General features: G+C 71.8%; 18 protein-coding genes. 6 read left to right on the top strand and 12 right to left on the bottom strand.

The genetic code is table 11. The annotated features are described in order from the left end of the window. The first annotated feature begins 115 nt into the window (after positions 1-115). Positions 116-808, top strand: a complete 693-nt coding sequence (locus ACZ4TO_RS30750) for a GAP family protein (RefSeq protein ID WP_451075636.1) — start codon at positions 116-118, stop codon at positions 806-808. Positions 809-874: 66 nt separating this feature from the next. On the opposite strand, the gene ACZ4TO_RS30745 is transcribed toward ACZ4TO_RS30750, so the two are convergent. Further along, positions 875-1,207: an ANTAR domain-containing protein gene (locus tag ACZ4TO_RS30745; protein ID WP_451075635.1), complete on the bottom strand. Its 333-nt coding sequence runs from the start codon at positions 1,205-1,207 to the stop codon at positions 875-877. 314 nt (positions 1,208-1,521) lie between these two features. Here ACZ4TO_RS30745 and ACZ4TO_RS30740 point away from each other — a divergent pair, with 314 nt between their 5' ends. After that, positions 1,522-2,055: a hypothetical protein gene (locus ACZ4TO_RS30740; protein WP_451075634.1), complete on the top strand. Its 534-nt coding sequence runs from the start codon at positions 1,522-1,524 to the stop codon at positions 2,053-2,055. A gap of 106 nt (positions 2,056-2,161) precedes the next feature. Here the strand turns inward: ACZ4TO_RS30740 and ACZ4TO_RS30735 are convergent, their stop codons facing one another. The 7 genes from ACZ4TO_RS30735 to ACZ4TO_RS30705 form a co-directional block, all read right to left on the bottom strand. Next, a complete protein-coding gene (locus ACZ4TO_RS30735; RefSeq protein ID WP_382778491.1) occupies positions 2,162-2,725 on the bottom strand; it encodes a hemerythrin domain-containing protein in 564 nt (187 codons plus the stop codon). Positions 2,726-2,927: 202 nt separating this feature from the next. Next, positions 2,928-3,155, bottom strand: a complete 228-nt coding sequence (locus tag ACZ4TO_RS30730) for a hypothetical protein (RefSeq protein ID WP_385041669.1) — start codon at positions 3,153-3,155, stop codon at positions 2,928-2,930. 226 nt (positions 3,156-3,381) lie between these two features. After that, a complete protein-coding gene (locus ACZ4TO_RS30725) occupies positions 3,382-3,957 on the bottom strand; it encodes a class F sortase (protein ID WP_451075703.1) in 576 nt (191 codons plus the stop codon). A gap of 199 nt (positions 3,958-4,156) precedes the next feature. Then, the gene (locus tag ACZ4TO_RS30720; RefSeq protein WP_382778489.1) at positions 4,157-4,648 is read right to left on the bottom strand and encodes a sortase; all 492 of its coding nucleotides are present in this window, start codon (positions 4,646-4,648) and stop codon (positions 4,157-4,159) included. A 306-nt stretch (positions 4,649-4,954) separates the two neighbouring features. After that, positions 4,955-6,220, bottom strand: a complete 1,266-nt coding sequence (locus ACZ4TO_RS30715) for an MFS transporter (RefSeq protein ID WP_468025897.1) — start codon at positions 6,218-6,220, stop codon at positions 4,955-4,957. Between the two features lie 100 nt (positions 6,221-6,320). Further along, positions 6,321-6,965, bottom strand: coding sequence for a DUF1707 SHOCT-like domain-containing protein (locus tag ACZ4TO_RS30710; RefSeq protein ID WP_382778487.1), 645 nt, complete (start codon positions 6,963-6,965; stop codon positions 6,321-6,323). 174 nt (positions 6,966-7,139) lie between these two features. Next, entirely contained in the window at positions 7,140-9,245 is a 2,106-nt protein-coding gene (locus ACZ4TO_RS30705) for an ABC transporter ATP-binding protein (protein WP_468025896.1), read from the bottom strand. A 438-nt stretch (positions 9,246-9,683) separates the two neighbouring features. Between ACZ4TO_RS30705 and ACZ4TO_RS30700 the strand changes: the two genes are divergently transcribed. Next, positions 9,684-10,232, top strand: a complete 549-nt coding sequence (locus ACZ4TO_RS30700) for a DUF1062 domain-containing protein (RefSeq protein ID WP_468025895.1) — start codon at positions 9,684-9,686, stop codon at positions 10,230-10,232. A 95-nt stretch (positions 10,233-10,327) separates the two neighbouring features. Here ACZ4TO_RS30700 and ACZ4TO_RS30695 read toward each other — a convergent pair whose 3' ends face one another. Continuing rightward, the gene (locus ACZ4TO_RS30695) at positions 10,328-10,582 is read right to left on the bottom strand and encodes a lipopolysaccharide assembly protein LapA domain-containing protein (protein ID WP_382778484.1); all 255 of its coding nucleotides are present in this window, start codon (positions 10,580-10,582) and stop codon (positions 10,328-10,330) included. 119 nt (positions 10,583-10,701) lie between these two features. Here ACZ4TO_RS30695 and ACZ4TO_RS30690 point away from each other — a divergent pair, with 119 nt between their 5' ends. Continuing rightward, entirely contained in the window at positions 10,702-10,923 is a 222-nt protein-coding gene (locus ACZ4TO_RS30690) for a hypothetical protein (RefSeq protein WP_468025894.1), read from the top strand. Between the two features lie 87 nt (positions 10,924-11,010). After that, complete coding sequence (locus ACZ4TO_RS30685; protein WP_468025893.1) at positions 11,011-11,367, top strand: hypothetical protein; 357 nt, start codon at positions 11,011-11,013, stop codon at positions 11,365-11,367. A 49-nt stretch (positions 11,368-11,416) separates the two neighbouring features. On the opposite strand, the gene ACZ4TO_RS30680 is transcribed toward ACZ4TO_RS30685, so the two are convergent. Both ACZ4TO_RS30680 and ACZ4TO_RS30675 read right to left on the bottom strand, forming a co-directional pair. Further along, positions 11,417-12,313: an NAD-dependent protein deacetylase gene (locus ACZ4TO_RS30680; RefSeq protein ID WP_385041681.1), complete on the bottom strand. Its 897-nt coding sequence runs from the start codon at positions 12,311-12,313 to the stop codon at positions 11,417-11,419. 299 nt (positions 12,314-12,612) lie between these two features. After that, on the bottom strand, positions 12,613-13,161 hold the full coding sequence (locus ACZ4TO_RS30675) for a nitrobindin family protein (RefSeq protein WP_382778480.1): 549 nt from the start codon (positions 13,159-13,161) through the stop codon (positions 12,613-12,615). A 309-nt stretch (positions 13,162-13,470) separates the two neighbouring features. On the opposite strand from ACZ4TO_RS30675, the gene ACZ4TO_RS30670 reads away from it, so the two are divergent. After that, complete coding sequence (locus ACZ4TO_RS30670) at positions 13,471-13,854, top strand: hypothetical protein (RefSeq protein ID WP_468025892.1); 384 nt, start codon at positions 13,471-13,473, stop codon at positions 13,852-13,854. 106 nt (positions 13,855-13,960) lie between these two features. Here ACZ4TO_RS30670 and ACZ4TO_RS30665 read toward each other — a convergent pair whose 3' ends face one another. After that, positions 13,961-14,440: an HIT family protein gene (locus ACZ4TO_RS30665; RefSeq protein WP_468025891.1), complete on the bottom strand. Its 480-nt coding sequence runs from the start codon at positions 14,438-14,440 to the stop codon at positions 13,961-13,963. Positions 14,441-14,598 lie beyond the last annotated feature (158 nt).

Here is a 14,598-nt window from a genome sequence, read left to right as displayed (position 1 = left end):
GGCGCGTTCGAAAGGCGCGTGGGCCCTCGCTGGGGCAGCATCGGGATGACTTCCACGAAGGGTGCCGTCCCGGTCGTACGACGTGGCACGTCGTACGACGTGGAATTCGCGCGACGTGGAAGGGGAGCCCGTGCTCGGCCAGGCGATGGGGGCGATGCTCCCGGCCGCGCTGGCGGTCGCGCTCAGTCCCTTCCCGCTGATCGGGATCATCCTGATCCTGTCCGGCACGCACGGCCGCCGCAACGGCCTGCTGTTCGCGGTCGGCTGGATCACGGGCCTCACGATCGCGGCGACGCTCGTCGCGCTGCTCTTCGGCGGGGCCGACGACCCCGACAGCACCTCGTCGGCGATCGCGGACTGGGGGCGGGTCGTCGCCGGGGGAGCCCTTGTCGTGCTGGGCGTGCGCACGTGGTGGAGACGCCCGCGTGGCGGCGAGCAGGCGGACGAGCCACGCTGGATGGCCTCCCTCGAGGACGCCACCGCCGGGCGGGCGCTGCTGCTGGGCGCCCTGCTGTCGGGAGCCAATCCGAAGAACCTCGTCCTGACCGCGTCGGCCACCACGGCGATCGTCGAAGCCGGGGCGCACGACGTCGGTCTCGTCGCGGCCGTCGCCGTCTACGTCCTCATCGCCTCCTGCACGGTCCTCGGCTCCGTCGCCCTCCAACTCGCCGGAGGGCGACGCGCCGCGTCCTTCCTGGACACCGTCAGAGAGTTCATGGTCACCAACAGCACCGTCATCACGGTGATCGTGCTGCTGCTCCTGGGCGCCAACGTCCTCGGGGACGGTCTGTCCGGCCTCGACCGCTGAGCCCTCCGCCGGCCGGGCGGGCGAAGCCGTGGAGAGGCCGACCGCGGTGGTCACAGGTCTCTGCGGTCACAGGGTGTCCGCCTGCCGGTGGGCGGGGATCCGTGCGAGCTGCCGCTCCAGCTCGGTGCGGATGTCGGCGCGCAGTTCCTTGGTCCTGACCCACTCGATGAGCAGTTCCGCCACGCTCCGCAGCTTCGTGTTCGTCCGCTGCGAGACCGTCCGCAGCACATCCCACCCCTCGTGCGGCGTCAGCCCGCCCAGGGCCAGCACGACGCCGATCGCCTGATCCACCACGGCGTGCGACCGCAGCGCCTCCTGGAGCTGGACGTTCTCCCCCTCCAGCTCCTTCAGGCGCGCCGCGACGCATGCCTCCGACGACGTCGAAGAGGTCGAGTCCACCTCGTCGCCCCCACCCACCGTTTCCTCCGCGGTCTGGTCTCCGGTACGGGCTTGTCCGCTCGCCCATGTCCTTGCCCGCATGCCCGGATACGGCGGGTGAAAGCTCGGCGCGGGACATCGAGACGCGCGGATCAGCCCGGCCGGTGAGCCCAGATGCTGGGGAAGGTCGGCTCGCCGACAAAGACACCTGTGGCGCAACCTGTGTCGCATCCCACCTCGTCGCCGAGGGCTGCGCCACATCGCGTCGCCGCCGGCCGGAGCTACCGTGCGTCGAAGGTGACTCACTCTTCTCGGCAGCTCCCGGAGGGCCGGCAGTGCTCGCAGATCTCTCCCCGCTCATCGCGGCCGCCACGGAATGGCTGACGCGCGCCTACCCGGCCTGCGGCGGGCCGTTCGCGTCCGCGCTCTGCGAGGCCCAGGCCCGTCAGGCCGTGACCGTCGCCGCATGGCTGCGGTATCCGACGCCGATGGACGCCGCGCTGGTGGCGATGGCGGGCCCGGGAGGCGCAGGAAACCTCGACATGGTCGTCGGCTCGGACCTGGCCGGTCAGGACGGCGGCGAAGCGGACGACGACGCCTGGCGTACGTGGGTGGACGAGGCCGTGGTGAGCTGGGCCGCGTCCCTCCTCGCCGACGCCCGGCTGGCCGATCTGGCGGTCGCCGCGCTCGCCGAGGGGGAGCATGTGAGGGTCGCGCCCGTGGCATTCGGGCGTCTGAGGGCGCCGGACGACGGCGACCGGCGAGCCGCGGCCCTGCTGCGCCACCCCGACCTGCTCGCCCCGGTGGCGGCGCTCCATCACGAGGAGCTCGTCGGCCGTCTGGGACAGGGCCGCGCGCTCGTCGCCTGAAGGGCGGCACCGATATGTACGGACGCCCCGTACCCCCGTACGCGACGCGACGTCGTACGGGCGGCCAGGGCGTCCTGGGTTCGTCGTGCCGGCTCGGTGTCGGCTCTCAGTCGAGTTTGCCCCGGCCGCTCAGCGCGTCGCGCAGCCGGTCGACCATGCCCATACCCGGTGCCAGGAGCTTGTTGGCGGGCGGCGAGTCGGGGGCCGACGGGTGCGGGCGGGTGGGGGCCACCTTCTTCGCCTGGCGCACCTTGTCCCCGAGATCGTCCAGGGCTTCCGGAGGGCACGCGGCGCGCAGCATCGGGAAGAGGTTCTGTTCCTCGTCGGCGATGTGAGCGCGGATCTCGATCATCAGGGTCGCGAGGAGCCGGTCGAACTCGGGGTCGTCCGCCTCGTAGCTCTCCAGGTCCTTCATGATCTGTTCGGCCTTGGAGTGGTCGTCGGTCTCGCGGTCGGCCATGGCGTCCCCGTTCGGCACGTGCCGGCGCACGGCCGGGTACAGGTAGGCCTCCTCGGCCACCGAGTGACGTACGAGTTCCATCGTCACCTGGTCCGCGTAGACCTTCCGGTCCTTGTCGCCGGGCGCGCACCGGTCGATGCGCCCGAAGATCTCCTCGACCTCCCGATGATCGGTCGTCAGCTCGTCGATGACGTTTCCACCGTGCCCCATGTCCTCCACCTCTCCGGCGTGGTGACGGCTCCTGGATGGTCCGTCTGGTGCCTCCGGGTGCCCATCGGTCGCCGGTTGACACGAGCTCGCGGCCGACGGGGGGACCGGCAGGCCGCGGACGTTCGAGTTCGTCGCACGGGGGCGCCAGCGAAGCCGCTCCGTATCGCCCGGGCCGATCCGGCCGGGCCCGCCGAGACACGCATCAGCCCACGCCCATGCGCAGATACTTCACCCCGCACTCGGGGCAGAAGGGATCGGACGCGGGGGTGCCCCAGGCCGTGGGCGGCTGGGTCCAGGCGGCCGGATCGAGCCGCCGCCCGCAGAGCGAGACGGGTTCGCCCGCCGCTGTCATGTGCCACAGCCCGATGCGGGAGCCGACCGACCCGGGCGGGGCGCCTTCCGCGTACTCCGCGCGCAACTCGTACTCCACGAGCCGACCTCGCTTCCTGCCTTGCCTGTCCTCCGACGGACACCGTCCGACGAGCGCCCGTCGAGTTCCCCCGCTGACGCGGGCAAATCAACCGTCGGGTGCCCGCAGGGGGCGGAGCGGTCGACCGGCCACTGCTCGGACGGTCGCTCTCGGCCTGGGCGTGCAGGGGTTCCAGAGCGTCCAGGACGGCTGTTCACCGGGGCCAGGCGGCGTGGCGCGCACCTCGTCAGGTGTGGACCTCGGTCCGGTGCGAGCCGGTGAGGGTCGCGTACACCACGACATTGCCGCGGTATCCGCCGTCCCCGGCCCCGCCGCCGCAGGTGATCACACGGAGTTCGGGCCGGCCCGTGCTGCCGTAGACCTTCTTGTCGGGGAACCGGTCCTTGTCGTAGACCTCCACGGCGTCCACCGTGAAGACGGCGGTGCGGCCGTCCGCCCGGTTGATCTCGATCGTCTCGCCCTTGGTGAGGGCGCCGAGCCGGTAGAACACGCCGGTGTCTCCGTCACGGGTGTCCACGTGTCCCGTGGTCACGGCCGTGCCGCGCGAGCCCGGTGCGGTGCCCCCGCCGTACCAGCCGGCGACATCGGGCGCGCCGTCGGGCGGGGGCCGCAGAGCCCCCGCCCGGTCGAGGCCCAGCCGTGCCAGGGAGGCGTTCACACCGATCTCGGGGATACGGATGCGCACGGGCTCGGAGCGAGGCAGCGGCGGGGCGGCGATGTGTGCCGGCGGGGCGGCATGACCCGCCGGCGGGGTGGGGAAGGCCTGGTCGGCCGAGGGCTGCGGGGGCCGCCTGTCGACCATCGTGCCGAGCACCAGCAGGACGCCCGCCACCAGGGCCACGATCAGAAACGTGACCGGTGGGACGAACGTGCGCGTCGGCGCGTCGGCCTTGTCCCTGGATTCCTTCAACGTCGGGCCTCTTGCCTGGAGGGAGCCGGATGGGGTCCGCTCCCACCGTGCGGGGAACGGGGTCGGGGGCCTGGGCGGCCGGAGCGGAGGGTCAGGGCCGGGCGCCGTGGGCGCGGCGGCGGATCCGGTACAGGGCCCCGGCCGCGGCCGCGGTGATCAGCGCACCGCCCATGGCGACCTGGGTGTTGGTGTCCTGGGCGTCTCCGAACCCGGCGTGGATGGCGCCGTTCGGCTGCTGGTCCGCGATCTCGTACGTGTCCGTGAGCTTGATCCGGGGCGGGCACTTCACGGTGACGGTGTCGGTGCCGGACGCTCCCTCGGCCGGGATCGTGAACTCACCGACGAGCACGCCCTTGCGGGTGCCGCCGAACATGTGGAACTGACCCCCTACCGCCGACTCGCCCTTGCCGTACGTCACATCCGGGCCGCAGGCGGTGGTCGTGACCGTGACCGTCGAGCCCGGCGCCGCGCTGCCCGGGTCGATACGGAGTTCCGTGTCACCGGCGGCCACGGCGGCCGGGCTCTGCAGAGCCAGGACGCCGAGGAGCAGTCCGACACCGACGCCAACGTGTGTGTTTCGCAAGGGAATCCTCCGACAAAGCAGTGGCCGACCTGTCCGCTCGGCGCTCCTGTGATCTCCTGCGACGAGAAAACCGACGCTCCGTCAGCTCCGCAACAGGAGGATTCGGCCCAGGAGTCACCCGGGCAGCGGGCTTGCCGCCGCCCGCGGGAGCGTTTGCGCAGGTCCCCGAAGCGGACGCGCGCCGACGGCCGTCTCACCACAGGAAACGGATGGGCTAACGGTCTTCATCCCCGAACGGGCCAAGGGGGCACGGCCACCCGTGCCCCTGCCCGGCGGCCGTCGGGCCACCGCTCCCCGCCGCCCGCTTCACGCGACGCCGGCCTCCGGAGCGGTGCGGACGACGTCACCGTCGCCGGTCGGGGCCGGGGCGTGGGCGGGGAGACGTCGTACGGCGGGAACACACAGCAGCGCGAGCGACGCGGGGACGGCGACGAGCGTCATCGCGTACAGCGTGGGCCGCACGCCGAAGGAGTCGGAGATGGGGCCGGCGAGCACGAGGCCCAGCGGCATGAGCCCTGTCGACAGCAGATAGTCGTACGAACTCACCCGGGACAAGGCGGCCTCAGGGATGTGCGTCCCCAGCGCGGTCTCCCAGATGACGAAGTAGAGGGAGACGCCGACGCCGGTGACCGCTTCGAGGACGGCTATCACGGCGACGGGCGCGCCGGACCCGATGATGACCGCCTGGCAGGAGCCCACCGCCAGCGCCGCGGCGGCGAGTGCCATCGGATGCCTGACCTTGACCCGGTAGGCGACGACGTCACCGACGATGGAGCCGATGCCGAAGCCGGCCGTCACGATCGACCAGGCGGCCGCGCCGCCCCACTCGCGCTCGGCGAGGACGGGCCCCAGCACGAACACCGACGGCAGCACGACGACGTGGTAGACGGATATCGCCGCCATGCCGGACCACACCCACGCCCGGCTTCGTACCTGCGTCCAGCCGGCACGCAGCTCCCCGAGAAACTTTCCGCCCGGGGCCGCCTGCGCCGTCCCGGGTGTCATCGCGCGGGGGGTCAGCCGGGCCAGGAACGCGGCGCTGGCCGCGAAGGTCAGCGCGTCCACCGCCAGGGCACCGCCGGGTCCCGCCGCCGCCACCAGGATCCCTGCCACGGCCGGACCGGCCACCAGACTCGCCGACTGGACGAAACCGCGCAGGGCGTTCGCCTCCCGCAGCCGGTCGGCGCCGACGACCAGGGGTATCAGTCCTGTGGCCGCGGGCATGAAGAACGCGTCGGCCGTGCCGAACACGACCATCAGCAGCACCAGATGCCGGACCTCGGCGACGCCGGTCAGCAGCAGGACGGCGGCGAGCCCCTGCACGGCGAAGCGCACCAGGTCCGAGACGAGCATGATGCGGTGGCGCCGGAAGCGGTCCGCCCACACCCCGCCCACCAGGGCGAACAGCAGCATGGGCGCGAGGCCCGCGGCCGCGAGCAGCCCGACGTCGGAGGCGGACCCGCCCACCGAGAGCACGGCGAAGGGCACGGCCACGAACGACACACGGTCGCCCAGCACCGACAGGGACTGCCCGATGAACAGGCGGGCGAACTGCGGTTCATCACGCAGCACACCAGGAACCAAAGACTTCACGAGACGACCGATCAGGGACAGCGGACACGGACTGCAGCGCCCGATGGTAAGCAGTGCCGTCCCCGCAGGTCACCTGCAATTACCGGCGGGCGGCGTCCGCGGGCCTGCGCAGCAGCCACTGTCCGAATGTGCGGCGCGGCGGACGCACCACCACGCGGCCGTGAGCCTTCTCGCCGACCAGCTCGACCCGCAGGACGACCGGGGTGTCCGGCTGTCCCGGAGCCGGACGGTGTTTGACCCTGCAGTGCACCAGCCTCAGACCGTCGGTGTCGACCACGACCCCCGGCCGCGTGACCAGCGTCAGGGTCTTGCCCACCATGCCGACGTCGACGCGCAGCGTGTCGTGCGTGATCACGGCCTCGCTGAAGTCGAGCGTCACCTCGCAGTACGTCACCGCGAGCTGCAGCCTCCGCGGCACGACCCAGCGCCCCACGCGTTCGACCGCGCCGCTGTGGACCTGCTCGATCCGGACACTGTCCTTGGCTTCCGCCGCGGCGGCGCCGACGGACGGCAGGTCGACGGTGAGCCCGGCCAGTTCGCCCAAGGTCCGCGCCGACAGGGCGGCTTCCAGGCGTTCGTCCAGCTCGTCCGCGGTCAGCAGGCCGTCCCCGGCCGCGATGCGCAGCACGTCCACCACCCGGTCCCGGTCCGCGTGCGAGGCACGCAGCTCGGGCGACGAGCCGGGGCCGGCGGGCTTCCCGGTGGGCGCGATCTCTCCCGACATGCTTCCGTCCTGATCCTGTCGAACGACTCCGCGCGACGCGGGCGCGACGCGAGGAGAAGACTAACGCTATATCGCGACACCGGGACCCCCGGTCGGTGTCTCGTCCAGGGTCGCGGGAACACCGTCGGAACGGAACGGGAACGACCGCCCGTCCGCTCGTTTCCTCTCGCGGAGTCAGGCCGGGTCCGCCACGGCCGGAGAGTCGGGTGAGCTGGGTGGGTCGGATGAGCTGCGCGATGGTGGTGAGCCGGGTGGGTCGGATGAGTCGGGTGGGACAGATGAGTCGCGTGGGGCGGATGTGTCGGGTGATGGCGGTGTGGCGGGGTGCGGGATGGTGGGGGTGGGGGCGTACTGGGCTGCCTGGGCCGCGAACATCGACGCGTAGCGGCCCTGGGCCGCCATGAGTTCGTCGTGGCCGCCCTCCTCGACCAGCCGCCCCTGGTGCAGGACGTAGATGCGGTCGGAGTGCCGGACCCCGGACATGCGGTGGGTGACGAGGACGACGGCCCGGTGCGGGGCGGCGAGTCCGCGGATGCGGTCGAACGCCGCGATCTCGGCCTCCGGATCGAGCGCGGACGTCGGCTCGTCCACGATGAGGATGCTGTCCGCCCGCGAGGTGGAGCTGCGCCAGTGCGTGCGGGCCAGACCGACCTTCTGCCACTCGCCGCCGGACAGTTCGATGGCCCCGCGGAACACGCGGGCCAGCAGACTCCGCAGCCCGTCCGGGAGCCGGGAGACGACCGGGCCCGCCCCCGCGTAGTCGACGGACTCCCACAGGTCGTCGTCCGTCGCCTCGACTTCGGGACGGCCGATCCGGATGTTCATCGCCGCCGTCACGGGCCAGCGCTGGAAGTCCTGCGTGAGCAGGGCGACGCGCTCGAAGACCTGTGAGCGTCTGAGCCCGGTGACGTCCAGCTCACCCCAGCGGACCGTCCCGCCCTGGGGGAGCAGCAGGCCGGAGAGGACCTTCATGAGGGTGCTCTTGCCTGAGCCGTTCTCGCCGACGACGGCCGTGACCGAGCCCATGGGGATGGTGAGCGTGACCCGGTCGAGCGCCGGAGCCTCGCGGTCTGGGTAGCGGTACGAGACCTCGTCGAGCGTGATCCGCTTGACCTGCTCCGGAACCGGGGCGCCCGTCTCGGGGATGGCGTACCCGGCCGCCTCGGTCAGGAAGCGCCCGTGGTCGCGGACGTACAAGGACTCCTCGTGCAGGGTGTTGACGTTCATCACCAGAGCGCCCAGGCTCGCCGACCCGGACCGGACCGCGATCACCGCCGTGCCGGCCACCGCCAGACTCATGTGCCCGCTCATGATCAGCCAGATCATGGTTCCGTACGTGCCGGCCATCGCCAGTCCGGACAGTGCGGAGGCCACCCACTCGGTGACCGCCTTGCCGGCGGCCAGCCGTTCCTGCTCGGCCTCGGCGCTGCGTGCCATGCGTTCGTAGCGGCTGAGCAGGAAGGGACCGACCCCGTGGATACGAACCTCCTGGGCGGCGGTTCGTTCCGTGAGGAGGTTGCCGATCAGCCGGCTCGCCCGCAGGTGCTCGACCCAGCTGATCACCGACACGTACCGTTCCTGGGCCACGCGCATCGCGCCCCAGCCGCGCGGGGCGGCGATGAGCACGAGCATCGGCAGCAGCGCCGGGTGCAGCACCGTGAGCACGCCCGCCGTGGCCACCAGGGAGATGGTGCTGTTCAGCGCGGCCACGGAGGCGCTGATCATCTGGCGGGCGGACGCCGGGCCGTACTGGGCGATGTCGATCAGCCGCCGGAAGTCCGGGTCGTCGATGGCCTCCAGCTCGACGGAGGCCGCGGCCGCCAGATACTGGGTGGTGGCGATCCGCTCCACGAGCGGTTCGAGCCTGCCCGCCCGGGACGTGGACCAGCCCGCCAGTACGGAGTTGACGACGGCGATCGCGGCGGCGGCCAGCAGACCCGGCATCACGGCGTGCAGCCGCTCGACCGCGGTGCCGGCCCCGAGCAGGGCGTGCATCACCGCGTTCACGGCGAGCAGCCCGACGGCGGCGGCGACACCCTGACCGATCTCGCTCACGCCGACCGCGATGAGGGCCCGGCGGTCGGTGCCCCATGCCATCCGCAAGGTCGCCCCGACCAGGGTCGGCATGGACCGCAGTGCCGACAGCATGGTCAAGTCGAGGCGCGCGTGCTCGTGTTGGGACCAGCCCATGTCGTAGCGCAACGGACCGCCGAACAACTCGCGCTCCGCATCGGACACTTCCGGCTCCGCGAGCCGCACCTTGCCGAAGAACCTCAACACACCGCGCCTCCCCACGCGTTGTGGCTGCGTGCGCTGGACCGCGGGTCGCGGGCGGGTCTCGTCGGGAGGGCACTGCTGCGTGTGGGCGCACGCCATCGGTTGGACGTCACCATCTGGGGAGGTTGCCCAACTCGCGCGCGACTATGTGGCGTACGTCGGGTATCGGCCGCCGGGGGTGGGGGTGGGGGTGGCCGGTGGCGGTCGCGGTCGTCACAGCGGGGGTGGTCGTGTCGGGCCGGACGGTCGGGGCGGGCGTGCGAAAAACCGGTGGAGTGGTGGCGTGGTCCGCCGCTAGCGTGCTGCCCGGCCCATTCGTCTAGGCAAGGACGTCCCGTTGTACACCGTGTGAGACCTCCCGAGCGCTGATCTGTCGCGCGTCGCATCCGTGCGCCGTGCTGCCTTTTGCTGCGGACTTCTCACTGAAACCGGTGTACTTCTGTGCTCAATAGCTGGGTGGTCATGCCCACCTGCCTGCCTACCGTTCTCCGTCGATGCCACGCCTGCGGCTCCGGGCGTTTCCGGGCCGACGGAAAGTTCCGTGTCAACGCGAACCACAAACTCCTCGACGCCTGGCTCCTCGTGCTCTGCGTCGGCTGCGGGGACACGGCGAAGCTCACGATCCTGGAGCGGGCGCACGTGCGCTCGATCCGACCGGACCTGCTGGACCGGATGCACGACAACGACCCCGGCCTCGCGGCGGAGTTGCTGCAGGACCCGGTCGTGCGCCGCCGCAGTCGCGTCGCTCTCGACTGGGACGGTGCCTGGCGTCTCGACACCGGCGGTTCGGATCATCTGGGCCGCGAGGTGATCGATGTCGCGGTCCGCTTCGCGGCGCGGATACCCGTCCGGCCGGTCCGGCTGATCGCCGACGGCTGCGGCCTGTCGCGGGCCGAGGTCGAGCGGCTGATGGACGAGGGGAAGGTCGTCTCGGCGGTACGGCTGAGCGGCAAGGTGTCCGGCGACTTCACCTTCACGCTCAAGCGCTGAGCCCTCTCGTGGCCGGCGTGGGCCTGTCCGGCGTGATCCGTCGGGCAGGCCCCGGGTCCGGGCGGCCAGACCGAGGACGGAACGTGGAACTCGAGCTACCGGCGTGCCCGGCGGTAGGCGATCAGCAGCCCCAGGAGGATGCCGACGAGAAGCGTGACGGTCAGGACGATCCACAGGGGGAGGGTGACCTGAGGGATCCAGAGTCGGATGGTCACGGAACCGGTATTGGCTGCGATGAACCAGATCGTCAGGGCTGCCAGCACGAAGAAGCCGATGCTGCGGAGCCGGTAGTCCCGCCCCTTGACCGTCACGGTGGACGGCCCGTGTGCCTTCGCGGTCTTCTGGGCCATACAGCCAGTATCCGGCTGTTCATCCGAGCGGGCGACTTGATGGGTCTGGGGCGTGGGGGGTCGACTTGAGCACGAAATCGAACATGTGAACTAATAGGGCGATGGAATCCGTGTCGCACATGTCCTTCCCTCATGACCTGGTCCAACTGGAGGTGGCCTGGTGTCGCACCTATGACGCCCTCGCCGGGTCCCGCCCGCTCGGAAACACGGCGTTGCGCCGTCGTCTGCTGGTGCTGTCGGCCCGGCTGTGGTGGCATCCGTTCTGGACGGGGCCGGGCCGGATGCCCGCGGCCAGGCTGGAGCTGCGCAGGCGGGCCCGCGCTGTGAGCGCGCGGAGGTGAGGGCCGTACCCCATCGGTGAGTGTGGTCGTCGAGAGGTCGGGCGGTGCGGCTGTCAGCCGATTCCGATCGGCCAGTAGCCTCACCCCATGGATGCGCTCGTGCCTTTCGCCGTCATGTTCGGCGGCCTCGCCTCGGTCCTGGGCTTCCTGGTCTGGCTCGCCGCCCGCGTCCGCGCCAGGGGTCTCGCCGGCGGGGCGGTGAACGCGGCCCTGGCCTCGTACGAAGAAGCCTTTCGCGCGACCTCGCACGCGGCTCACGTCGAGATTCAGGCACACAGGCAACGCAAGGCACCGCTCCTGTCGCCCGACGGCCACGGGCAGCCCGGCGCGGGCGGGACGAGCAGCGCGCGTTCAGCGCACCGCACGCCAGCGGCCCGCTCCCGTGTACGCCGCTCTCGCAGGGCTGTGGTCCGTTGGGCGGCTCGCTTCCGGGGCGATCCCTGAACCACGCTCCCGTGCGGCGGCTCCGCGGCGGCCGGTCACCCCATCAGGATCAGGCCGCGGCCTCGTCCAAGGGGATGCCGAGCCGGTCGGCCACGGTGGTCAGGGCCGTGCCCAGGGGGAGCGCGACCCTGGTGAGGGCGTGCTGGTCGCCCCGGGTCGCGTCCCGGTTGACGATCAGCACCGGCTTCCCGGCATCGGCCGCCTGGCGGACGAACCGCAGTCCGGACATGACCGTCAGGGAGGAGCCCAGGACCAGCAGCGAGGTCGCCTCACGGACCAGCCGACGGCACTCCTCGACCCGCGACGGCGGGACGGACTCGCCGAAGAAGACCACGTCCGGCTTGAGGACGCCGCCGCAGACCGTGCACGGGACCACGTGGAAGTCCCCGACCTGCTCGTCGGTGAGGTCGGCGTCCCCGTCCGGGTTGACGGCGGCGGCCACCGGCGCGAAGCCGGGATTGGCCTCCTCCAGCAGGCGGGCGAGCTCGCGGCGCGGGGTGCGGGCGCCGCAGGAGAGGCAGACGACCCGCTCAAGGCTTCCGTGGAGTTCCACGACGCCCTGACTGCCGACGGCCTGGTGCAGTCCGTCGACGTTCTGTGTGATCACTCCGGAGAGCAGGCCGTGCCGTCCGAACGCGGCCACGGCCCGGTGTCCGTCGTTGGGGCGGGCGCGGCCGAAGGTTCGCCAGCCGAGGTGGCTGCGCGCCCAGTACCGCCGCCGGGCCTGAGCGGTGGCGGTGAAGTCCTGGTAGGTCATCGGGGTGTGCCGGCGCAGGCTCCCGCCCTCGCCCCGGTAGTCGGGGATGCCCGACTCCGTGGAGATGCCCGCCCCGCTGAGCACCAGCACACCGCCGGTGCGCAGCGCGGCGGCGACCGGCTCCAGGTCGGTGGTGCCGGGCGGGAGATCCCCGGAGGGGATCCAGGTCAGGGTGGGGCGCATGCGCATGCATCCAGGGTACGGATACGAGGACACCGTGTACGGGGAGGCGGGCGCCGCGCCGATCCCGGCCTGGGGCCGCCCGGTCGGCGGTTCTGGCCTCGGGCTACCCCGGTGACGGGCTACGGGCTCAGGCCGCAGTGAGCGGTTCGGCGTCAGGCGGCCCCGGTGACGGGCTCGGGGGTAATGCCGCAGTGAGTGACTCCGGCGTCGGGCGGCCCCGGTGACCGGTTCTGGCCTCGGGCCGCCCCGGTGATGGGCACCCGCATCGGGCAGCCGCCGCACCGGTGAGCGGTTCCGCCCGCTCCTCAGCTCTCGCCGGACCGCCGGAGCCGCGCGGAAAGATGGTGCTGCAACGGCTGACCGACCGCCTCCAGGTCATGGAGGAAGTCCAGCGTGTCCGCGTCCGCCAAGGTGTATCGGCGTCGCGTGGCGACGACCTCCTTGGCCGTGGGAGCGAGGGCCACCTGCTCGGTGGTCAGATCCACCGCAGCGTCGGCGGCCCGCCCGACCAGGATTTCCGCGATGCCCGTGGGCTGCGTGATCAACGCCTCCACGCGTCCGTCGGCCTGCATCCGCCACCAGCCGCTCTCCCGGGCCGACGGGCGCAGCGGAGAGCCGTCCGGGTCCAGCAGCCAGGCACGCGCCTCGTAGTGGAGGAAGGGCCGACCGTCGTGGCTGAAGGTGACCTCCTGCGCGTAGACGAACTCCTCGTCGAGCGTCGGGTAGCCGCCGCGGCCCTGTCCGGCCCAGGTGCCGAGGAGTCCGATCACCGGGGCGAGCAGCGCGTGCGGCGCGGGCTTGTCGTCCGGGCGGAACGCGTCGGGGTACGGGTGCTTCCCGAAGGGGTCGACCATGACATCCACTCCAGGGTTGAGGCCGGTGCCGGTTGGCAGCCTAGTGGTACTCCGCCCGGAGATCGTGATCCTCCCGGCGGCGCGGCGGCCGGCTGGAGGAGTAGAACACCTGCCCCTTGCCCAGCGGCTGCTCCGGGACGGTGCCTCCTTGACCTGTTACGGCGTGCCGAAGCGGCGTCACTCTTGCCCGTGCGTGCGGTCCGTGGGCCTTCTCGGGGCTGGTTGCAGCGACGCCGTAGCGGTCTCGTCAGGGGTGGGTGGAAGGATCGGTCCGTGACGTGTGATGTGTGCGGGTGCGAGATGCGACAGGTGCCGACGACGGAATCGCGGGTGAGGGAGCGGTGGTTCTGCACCTGGTGCTACGCGTGGACCGAGCTGGGGACTGCCCCCGGGCTGATCAGCCGGTCGTGGTACGAGACCGTGGACATGCGGTGGGAGTGGGCCGACATGCCGGGACCGCCCGTTGGTGTTTCTCATGCGTACGGCTACTTCGGCACGACCTTGTGCGGCATGGAGCAGGAGGGCATCGTTCCCTCGCCCTATCCGTGGTTCCCCGACTGGGACGAGGCCTGCTCAGGGTGCCGGGAGGCAGCCGTCGTCATCGACGGTCGCTGGCCTGTCGACGACCGAGACGAGAAGCGCGAACGGATACGCCCCGTGCCGCCGCTCGGTGCCGACTGGCCGCCCTTCTAGGGCGTCCGACCCAATGAGCGGGATAGCCTCCAGCAGGTCAGTGTTGGCACCGCCCGTGGCCTTCGTGCAATCGGTCGCGACGCTGCCGTTTGCGTTGCCCACGCCGTCAGGCCATCGAGCCCAACCGATCCAGTTCGTCGCCGATCCTGTCCCGCAACACGTCATGCTGCGGCCCCAGCCGGAACTCCTCGTCCCTCCACCGGTTGCCCGGATACAGCCATACAGGTTTGCCCACCAACTCGGCCGGCTCCCACGCGAACCGTGGCCAGACGTGGGCATGCAGGAACGGGTCGGAGTTCCCCAGGATCTCCAGGTTGACCCGGCGGAAGCCCGGGTCCAGGCGTCGGCAGGCGCGCTCGACGGCTTCGCCGAGCCGGTCCATGTCGGACAGGAACGACAGACGCCTCGCCTTCGGCAGATCGGACAGCCGCTCGACACAAGGGTCATCCGCGAGGAGAACCGAGTAACCCGGCAGGAACTGAACGTCGCCGATCACCGCGAACCCCGACTCGAGCCGCCGCAGCACCGTCGGGTTCTCACCCCGAAGAGCGGCCCCGATCCGATCCGTCCGCCAATCACCAGTCATGGCCCCAACCTAGCCAACGGTGATCAAGGCCCGCTCCTCGCTTCCCGATCTCCCCACGACGGGCCGGGGGGGGGGGGGGGGGGGGGGGGGGGGGGGGGGGGGGGGGGGGGGGGGGGGGGGGGGGGGGGGGGGGGGGGGGGGGGGGGGGGGGGGGGGGG

The organism is Streptomyces sp. NPDC028298, assembly GCF_055565895.1.
This window is presented reverse-complemented; position numbering and strand designations above follow the sequence as displayed.